Source organism: Calidithermus chliarophilus DSM 9957, from assembly GCF_000430045.1.
Lineage (GTDB): Bacteria > Deinococcota > Deinococci > Deinococcales > Thermaceae > Calidithermus > Calidithermus chliarophilus.
The window spans coordinates 2,932,780-2,941,575 of sequence record NZ_KE387023.1; the positions used below are offsets into that span (position 1 = coordinate 2,932,780).

Below are 8,796 nucleotides of genomic sequence, written 5' to 3' on the forward strand. Positions count from 1 at the left end.
AAAAAGATAATCACCCGATCCAAAGAGCCCCAGAGGCTATCTTTTTGAATCCTAGAGCACACCCCTCCCTGACGGTCGGCGAAGCAAGCGTATCCCTCCCGAGGGGCGCTACCGCCCTCCGCCACGCGGATAACTTCGGTCGGCCGCCCCGCCAAGGCGGGGCGGCGCCGCCGTTCGGTGACGAACTAACCGAATCGGGTATTACGGTTCAGACCGCCTCGACGAAGCGCAGGCGGGGGATGCGGCGCAGCTTCATGCGCTGGGCGAGCTCGTCCTGAAGGAAGCTGTGGGCGTGGTTGAGGATGTTCACGGTGTCGGCGGTGCGCTCGAGGGCGCTGACGTACACCACCGCCGAGGCGTTGTCGGGCGAGAGGTCCACGCGCTCGATGCCGACGAACATCGGCAAGCGGGGGTCTTGCAGCTCGTCGTGGATGATCTCGGCGAGCAGGCGGGCGGCTTGTTGCTCGAGGCGTTGCTTGCTGATGCTCATGGCGAAGTCCCGGGATCTCCCCCGCTCGGGGGGAGACTCCCAAGTATGCCCCACCGGCTCGCGGGCTTTCAAGCCTGGTCGAGCTGCTGCACCAGTTGCACCATCTCGGCCGAGACGCCCTCGATCAGCTCGGCCGGCCCCTCGACCATCACGCGCACCAGCGGCTCGGTGCCCGAGGGGCGCACGTTGATGCGGCCCTGCCCCGCCAGCCGGGCCTCGGCCTGGGTGATGGCCGCGTGCAGCTCGGGCTTTTGCATCAGGGCGTGCTTGTCGCGCACCCGCACGTTCTTGAGGAGCTGGGGGAACATCGGCAGCGCGTCGTGCCACTCCACGAGGTCGCGGCCCGACTCGAGCATGGCCGAGAGGGTGAGCACGGCGGTGAGCATGCCGTCGCCGGTGGGGGCGTGGTCGAGGAAGAGCACGTGGCCGCTCTGCTCGCCCCCCAGGGTCAGGCTGCTGGCCTTGAGCTTCTCGTACACGTAGCGGTCGCCCACGGCGGTGCGGTAGAAGGTGACGCCCGCCTCGCGCAGCTTGACCTCCAGGCCCATGTTGCTCATCAGGGTGCCCACCACGCCGGGCTCGCGCCGCACCAGGGCGTTGAGGTAGAGCATGTGGTCGCCGTGGAACTCGCGCCCCTGCCGGTCGACGAGGATGGCGCGGTCGCCGTCGCCATCGAAGGCCACGCCGAGGTCGTAGCCCATCTCGACCACCTGGGCCTTGAGAAATTCGGGGTGGGTCGAGCCGCAGCCCTTGTTGATGTTGCGCCCGTCGGGGGTGTTGAACATCACGAAGACCTCGGCCCCCAAGCGCTGGAAGAGGCGGTGCGCCAGGCGGTAGGTGGCCCCGTTGGCGGTGTCGAGCACGATCTTGAGGCCCTCGAGGCTGCGACCCTTGGAGGCCAGGAAGTCGAGGTACATGCGCTCGGCCTCGCTGAAGTCGGCCACGGTGCCGATGCCGTCGGTCTTGAGGTCTTGCTCCAACAGCTTCTCGATCTCGAGCTCCACCTCGTCGGGCAGCTTGTCGCCCTGGGCGCTGAAGAACTTGATCCCGTTGTCCTGGTAGGGGTTGTGGCTGGCCGAGATCATCACCCCGGCCGTGGCCCCGAGCTGCTTGGTCAGGTAGGCCACGCCCGGCGTGGGCAGCACCCCCAGGTGCTCGACCCGCACGCCCTGCGACATGAGCCCGGCGGCCAGGGCGGCCTCGAGCAGGTCGCACGACTGCCGGGTGTCCTTGCCCAGGAGCACGACCGGCCGGCGGTCGTGGGACTTGAAGTACGCACCGGCCGCCTGGCCGAGCTTGAGGACGAATTCGGGCGTCAGGGGCGGCTCACCGGCCACGCCGCGCACGCCATCGGTGCCGAAGTATTTGCGACTCACGGCGAATAGTCTAACGGGGAATGTCGATGGTCGATAGCGGATAGTCGATAGCCGGGCGCGGGTCGTACGTCGTACGTCCTACGCCAAACGCAAGACGCCTCAGCCCTCGACCTCGAGTGCCACAGGCCCAATGTGCTCCGGACGGCCCACGACTGCCCGGATTCGCGGCATCCTGTAGGCATGCGCTGGTTGCTGGCAGGTTTGGCGGTCCTGGGGTTGGCGGGGGCGCAGCAGGCCCCGCGGGGCGGTTTCGTGGACGTGCCGCCTTGCCACTGGGCGGCGGAGGCGGTGCGGGCGCTGGCGGCGAAGGAGTTGGTCCAGGGGAGCCCGGCGGGCTCGAGGGAACTCGTAGAGAACGCCCTGCGGCAGGTGTTCGAGGGGCTCAGGTGCGGCGATCCGGGGTGGAGCCTCGAGTTCCTCGAGGGCGCCCCTCCCGGCTTCGCGACCGGCGCCGTGGGGAAGATCGACGGGTTCGAGCTCCGGGGGCTGCAAACCCGCGTCAGCGGGGGCGAGGCCACGGTCAGCTTCCAGGTGGTCATCTCGGAAGGGGGCAGCGTTTACACCCGCCGGGGCACGGCCCGGCTCGTGTCGGGTCCGGGCGGCTGGCGCGTGGTTTATAGCAGCTTAGTGGCGCTCGGCCTGCCCTACTTCAGGTAGGGTCACACCGGCCCGCACTTTTTGGGATAGATTATGAACAGGTGAACCCCTTGGGCGAGTTGCTGAACTGGTGGAACTTCGTCTTCGCCCTGCCCCTGGCGGTGGGGCTGCTGCTGAGCCTGGGGGTGGTGCTGATGGGCGCCCACGGCGATCACGCCCACGACGGCGACGCCGACCACGGCCACGGCGACCATCCCGACCCCGGCGACCACGGCCACGGCTCGCCTTTGGGCGACCTGGCAGGCTTCTTCGGCTTCGGACGCGGGATCTCCCTCTCCCTGCTGCTGCCGATGCTGATGGCGACCTGGGGGCTGGTGGGGTTGGTCAGCAACAACTGGCTCTCCAGCTTCCTGCCGCCCGCGCTGTTCTTCCCCGTCTCGGCCCTGCTGGGCCTGCTGGGCGCTGCCCTGGTGGGGCAGGGCCTGGCCCGGCTGATGGGTCGCCTCTTCGCCAGCCGCAAGAGCGCCATCCAGACCGGCGACCTGGTGGGCATGTGGGGCCGCGCGGCGTTCCGCGTCACGGCCACGGGCGGAGCGGCCAACGTGCGCGACCGCTTCGGCAACATCCACCGGGTGGTCTGCCAGACCCTACCGGGGGAGCCCGAGCTCGAGGCGGGCCGCGAAATCCTGGTGCTCGACTACGACAAGGAGCGCGGGGTCTACCTCGTGCAGGCCCACCCCTTCCCACAGGAAGCCAGGCCCAACTGACCCGCCGGCCGGCGGAAACGCTTAGAATAGCCCCGTACCACAGCTAAGCGGCTCCAGGGTGAGGCTTACGGCCTCGTCCCGACCCGAGGGAGCATGGGAGCGCCGCAGTGAGTTTGCTGCCATCGCCGTTCTGCAGACCCACTACGGTGCGGCTTAAAGCCTTCCCGCGCGGTTGCTAGGCGGCCGCAAGCCCTGTAGGATGCGCTGGTATCGGAGGTGATTCCAAAATGGTAGTGGCGTTTGTCGTGGTGTCTATCGCCCTCATCGGCCTGTCGCTCTTCGGCCCCTCGTACGTGCCCAACTGGTCGGCGCTCAACAGCGCGGTGAGCGGGGTGCTGGGGCTGGTGGTGCTGCTGGTGGGGCTGCTGGCCTGGATGATCCAGCGCTTCTACATCAAGCCCTCGGCCAACCTCGCCTACGTGATGACCGGCTTCGGCGGGCGGCGGGTGATGATCGACCGCGGCGGCTTCTTCTTCCCCATCATCCAGCGCTACGTGCCAGTGAGCCTCGAGACCATGAAGCTCGAGGTCGAGCGCAAGGGCCCCGACGCGCTCATCACCAAGGACAACCTCCGCCTCGACGTCAAGGCCGAGTTCTACATCAAGGTGCTGCCCAACGAGACCGACGTCCTGAACGCCTCGCGCTCGCTGGGCGAGAAGTCGGTGACGCCGCAGGCGGTGTCGGAGCTGGTGTTCGAGAAGCTGGTCTCGGCGCTGCGCAGCGTGGCCGCGACGCAGGACCTCGTGGAGATCCACGCCCAGCGCGACGTGTTCGCCACCTCGGTGCAGCAGCTCGTGCGCAGCGACCTCGAGCAAAACGGCCTCACGCTCGAGTCGGTGACCATCTCCCGCCTCGACCAGACCTCCCAGGACCTCCTCTCCGACTCCAACATCTTCGACGCGCAGGGCAAGCGCAAGATCACCGAGATCACCCAGGCCGCCCTCGTCGAGCGCAACCGCCTCGAGCAGGAGGCGCGGCGGGCCATCACGCTCAAGAACGTCGAGACCCAGCAGGAGATCCTCGGCCTCGAGCGCACCCAGGCCCAGGCCGAGGCCGCCCAGCAGGCCGAGATCGCCAAGGTCACGGCCGAGAAGAAGCGCGAGGCCGACATCTACCGCATCGAGCAGGAGCGCCTGACCCGCGAGGCCGAGATCGTGCAGGAACAGTCGGTCAAGACCGCCGCCATCGAGCGCGACAAGCTGCTGCTCTTGAAGGAGCAGGAGCGCCAGACCACCGACGTCGAGCGCGAGAAGGCCGTAGCCCTGGCCGAGCGCGAGCGGGAGATCGCCGTCACCGAGGCCGAACGGCGGCGGGCCGAGGCCGAGAAGGCCGCCCTCGAGGCCCAGGCCGAGCGCGAGAAGGCCAACCAATCGGTGATCACCGTGCAGCAACTGGCCGAGGCCGAGCGCGAGGCCCAGACCCGGCTCATCACCGCCAAGCAGGCCATCGAGCAGGACCGCATCCGCAAGCAGACCGAGGCCGAGGTGGCCGCCTTTGCCGAGGTGCGTAAGGCCGAAGCCGCCAAGACGGCGGCGCAGCTCGAGGCCGAGGCCGCCATCACCCGCGCCCGGGCCGAGGCGGAGGCCCAGGAACTCATCGCCAAGGGCCAAACCGCGGGCAAGATGGTGGACGTGGACGTCGAGCGCGAGCGCGTCAGCGTGGAGCAGGCCCGGGTCAACGTCGAGCGCCAGGCCCTAGAGAACAAGCAGACCTACAGCCAGGCCGCGCTCGAGTTCGAGCTGCAGAAGCTCAAGGTCGAGGCCCTGCGCGACGTGCAGGCCGAGCTCGCCCGCTCCATCGGCCAGTTCATGAGCAAGGGAAACATGAACATCTACGGCGACCCCGCCACCCTCGCCAAGATGACCGAGCAGTACACCAAGGGCCTGGGCGTGGGCAATTTCCTCGACGGCATCAGCACCGGCTCCAACGGCCAGTCCACCGAGCTCATCCAGCAGATTCTCGAGCTCGTGCAGGGGCTGGCGAACAAGAGCGGGCTCAGCACCGACAAGAACCCGCCGTCAAACAATTAGAGGCGGGGGCTTTCAGCTCTCAGCTTTCAGCCGTCAGCTATCAGCCATCGGCCGTCAGCTTGTGGCTCGCGGTTCACCCCTCCCGGCCGGCGGGGAGGGTTTATCCCCCCAGCCCCCCTTGCTAAGGGGGGGGAACAAGGCGTCTGGCGTCTTGCGTCTTGCGTCTTGCGTTTGGCGTTTGGCGTACGACGTACGACCCGCGTTCAGCGCCCGGCTATCGGCGTTCAGCGCTCGGCATTCGACGTCGGGCACGTGCGGATATCTATACTGAAACCCATGGGTGCTGCAAGCCAACTCCGGCGGATGTCCCTCGAAGAGTACTTTGCCTTCGAGGAAAAGAGCCGTCGCAAGCATGAATTCGTCAACGGCGCTGTCTACGCGATGGCCGGGGGGAGCCTCACCCATAACCGCATCGCGCTGAACATCGCCGGAGCGCTGAACGGGGCGGCTCGAGGCAGCGGCTGCCAGGTGTTCATCACCGACGTCAAGCTCAAGATCGGGGATGAGCGGGTGTACTACCCCGACGTGATGGTCACCTGTGACCCTTCCGACAACAACGAGCTCTACGTGACTCGTCCGTGCGTTCTGGTCGAGGTTCTCTCCCCTACCACCCAGCGCACCGACCGTACCGAGAAGCTCGAGAAGTACCTCGAAATCCCCAGCCTCAGGCTGTACGCCATGGTCAGCCCGTACCGGCGCCAGATCGAGGCCTACGAGCGCGCGAACGATCGGTGGGAGTTCAAGACGCTGAACGAGGGCGGCAGCCTCGAGATCCCCTGCCTGGCCGCCAGCCTCTCGCTCGATGAGGTTTACCAGGGTATCGCTATTTAGCCTCGAGCCAGTTCGACCCGGTCCCCGTGCCCACCTCCAGCGGCACCTCGAACTCCCAGGCCGTTCGCATGACCTCGCGGGCCAGCTCGGCCACCTCCTCGGCCTGGTCTTCGGGGGTTTCGATCACCAGCTCGTCGTGGACCTGGAGCACCAGGTGGGCGCCGAGGGGCTCGAGCCTAGGCCCCAGCTTGACCATGGCGAGCTTCATCAGGTCGGCGGCGGTGCCCTGCACGGGCATGTTGAAGGCCATGCGCTCGGCGGCCTGGCGCACGCTGGGCACCTTGGCCGAGAGCTCGGGCACGAAGCGCTTGCGGCCGAACAGGGTTTCCACGTAGCCGCGCTCGCGGGCCTCGGCGAGGGTCTTGTCGATCCAGGCCTGCACCTTGGGGTAGGCGGCGAAGTAGCGCTCGATGAAGCTGCTGGCCTCGGCGTAGGGGATGGCAAGCTCGTTGGAGAGCCGGTGAGCGCTCATCCCGTAAAGGATGCCGAAGTTGATGGTTTTCGCGGCCCGGCGCCGGTAGGAGTCCACGGTCTCGGGGGCGATGCCGAACATCCAGGCGGCGGTCTGGGTGTGGATGTCGCGGCCCTCGAGGAACACCTGCTTCAAGTTCTCGTCGCCCGAGAGGTGGGCGAGCAGGCGCAGCTCGATCTGGGAGTAGTCGGCGGCGACGAGGCAGAAGCCGGGGCGGGCCACGAAGGCCTTGCGGATCTTGCGGCCGACCTCGGTGCGCACCGGGATGTTCTGCAGGTTGGGGTCGGAGCTCGACAGCCGCCCCGTGGCGGTCACGGTCTGGTTGAAGCGGGTGTGCAGCCGCCCGGTCTTGGGGTGGATGAGCTTGGGCAGCGGGTCGAGGTAGGTGCCCTTGAGCTTGGAGAGCTCGCGGTACTGGAGGATCTTCTCGACGATGGGGTGAAGCGAGCGCATCTCCTCGAGCACGCTCGCGGCGGTGGAGCGCTTGCCGGTGGTGGTCTTCTTGCCCGCGCCCCCGGCCTGCAGCTTGAGCTCGTCGTAGAGGATGGCCTCGAGCTGGTCGCGCGAGTTGACGTTGAAAGGGCGCCCGGCCAGGCGGTGCACCTCGGCCTCGAGGTAGCCCACCTCCTTGCCCAGCTCCTCGGAGAGTTCCTGGAGGTAGGGCACGTCCAGGGCCACGCCCTGGGCCTCCATGCGGGCGAGGATGCCCGAGAGCGGCTGCTCGACCTCGCGGTAGAGCCACCACAGGCGCTCGTCCTTGGCGGTGCGGCGCTTCAGGGTCTCCCACAGGCTCTGGGCGGCCAGGGCCCGCTGGGCGGGGTCGGTGCTCCAGTCGCCCGCGCCGTAGCGGCGCACGGTCCCGGCGGGCTCGCTGTTGGCGGGGTCGTAGAGGTAGGCCAGCAGCATGGGGTCGTCGCCGGGGGGCACCCAGTAGCCCTCACGCAGCAGCAGCACGCTGAGGTCCTTGGCCTCGAGGCTGTCGAGGCGGCCCAGAGCTTTCAGGCCGGCCAGGCTGGTCAGGCCCGTATAGACCGTGTCGTCCTTGGCGGCGGCCAGGCCGGTGAGCTCGGCCCACATCGGCTGGGCGCGGTCGAGGGTGAAGCCCAGGAAGGCCCCTTCGGGCGGGGGCCAGGGGGCCTCGGTGGTGGGGCGGTGGGCCTCGAGGAGCCCCAGGTCGCGCAGGATGGAGCCGAACTCGAGCTGCTCGAGCATCTCCCGCAGCTCGGCGGTCTTCGGCTCGCGGCGGTGGGCCTTGGAGAAGTCGCAGAGGTCGGGCTCGAGGGGCACGTCGGTGTGGATCTCGGAGAGCTGGCGCGAGAGCAGCACGTCGTCGAGGCTGGCCCGGATGAGCTCGCGGGTGCGCTCGGGCTTGACCTCCTCGAGGTGCGCCAGGAGGTTCTCGAGGCTCCCCCACTCCTCCAGCAGCTTGACTGCCCCCTTCGGCCCGATGCCCTTGGCCCCCGGGATGTTGTCGGAGTTGTCGCCGGTGAGGGCGCGGTAGTCCACCCACTGTTCCACGCCGACGCCGTACTTCTCCTTCACCTGGTTGGGCCCGATGATCGAGCCGTCGGGGTGGAAGACCCAGACGTTCTCGCTCAGAAGCTGGTAGGCGTCGCGGTCGCCGGTGAGGATGCGCACCGGGTAACCCTCGGCCTCGGCCTTCTTCGCCAGCGTGCCGATCACGTCGTCGGCCTCGTAGCCGGGGACCTCGAGGCGCACGAGCCCCAGCAGCTCGACAACCCGCTTGATCTTGCGGATCTGCTCGGGCAGGTCCTCGGGCGTGGGGGCCCGCCCCGCCTTGTAGGCCTCGAAGTTGTCGTGCCGGAAGGTCTTGGCGGGCGCGTCGAAGACCACGATGACGCAGGAGCTGTTCTCCTTGAGGTACTTCAGCAGCGTTCGCAGGAAGCCGAAGATGGCCTGTACCGGCTCCCCGGTGGAGGTGGTGAGCTTCTCGAAGGCGAAATAGGTGCGGTACGCCAGGTGGTGCCCGTCGATCAGGATGACCCGCTCGGCGCGGGGCGCCGGAGCGGGCTGGGGGTCGGGGTCGAATAAGCCTTGCTGCACGGGGCCATTCTAACCCCATCCATTTCGCTGTGAACAGAACCAGGACGGGGTAGCCATCAGCGCTCAGTTATCAGCCTTCAGCCGTCAGCTCGTAGCCTGTGGTGAAAGGACCCCACCCCGGCCCTCCCCGCCGGCGGGGAGGGGGTATCCCCCCCGGCCCCCCTTGTTA

7 protein-coding genes are annotated in these 8,796 nt (G+C 68.0%); 4 read left to right on the forward strand and 3 right to left on the reverse strand.

The window, feature by feature from the left end:
• Positions 1-208 precede the first annotated feature (208 nt).
• Positions 209-490 carry a 30S ribosome-binding factor RbfA gene (gene rbfA / locus MEICH_RS25120; RefSeq protein WP_036218571.1) on the reverse strand — a complete coding sequence of 94 codons (282 nt, stop codon included), beginning with the start codon at positions 488-490 and terminating at the stop codon, positions 209-211.
• A gap of 68 nt (positions 491-558) precedes the next feature.
• Positions 559-1,866: a phosphoglucosamine mutase gene (gene glmM / locus MEICH_RS0114115; protein WP_027893182.1), complete on the reverse strand. Its 1,308-nt coding sequence runs from the start codon at positions 1,864-1,866 to the stop codon at positions 559-561.
• 180 nt (positions 1,867-2,046) lie between these two features.
• Here glmM and MEICH_RS0114120 point away from each other — a divergent pair, with 180 nt between their 5' ends.
• The 4 genes from MEICH_RS0114120 to MEICH_RS0114135 all read left to right on the forward strand — a co-directional run bounded on the left by MEICH_RS0114120 (position 2,047) and on the right by MEICH_RS0114135 (position 6,091).
• Positions 2,047-2,523: an S-layer homology domain-containing protein gene (locus tag MEICH_RS0114120; protein ID WP_027893183.1), complete on the forward strand. Its 477-nt coding sequence runs from the start codon at positions 2,047-2,049 to the stop codon at positions 2,521-2,523.
• A gap of 41 nt (positions 2,524-2,564) precedes the next feature.
• Complete coding sequence (locus tag MEICH_RS0114125) at positions 2,565-3,230, forward strand: OB-fold-containig protein (RefSeq protein WP_027893184.1); 666 nt, start codon at positions 2,565-2,567, stop codon at positions 3,228-3,230.
• Positions 3,231-3,457: 227 nt separating this feature from the next.
• Positions 3,458-5,260: a flotillin family protein gene (locus MEICH_RS25125; RefSeq protein ID WP_036218572.1), complete on the forward strand. Its 1,803-nt coding sequence runs from the start codon at positions 3,458-3,460 to the stop codon at positions 5,258-5,260.
• 276 nt (positions 5,261-5,536) lie between these two features.
• Complete coding sequence (locus tag MEICH_RS0114135) at positions 5,537-6,091, forward strand: Uma2 family endonuclease (protein ID WP_027893185.1); 555 nt, start codon at positions 5,537-5,539, stop codon at positions 6,089-6,091.
• Here MEICH_RS0114135 and polA read toward each other — a convergent pair.
• Positions 6,084-8,627, reverse strand: a complete 2,544-nt coding sequence (polA, locus tag MEICH_RS0114140) for a DNA polymerase I (RefSeq protein WP_027893186.1) — start codon at positions 8,625-8,627, stop codon at positions 6,084-6,086. The two genes, MEICH_RS0114135 and polA, sit on opposite strands and share 8 nt — an antisense overlap.
• Positions 8,628-8,796: the final 169 nt, after the last annotated feature.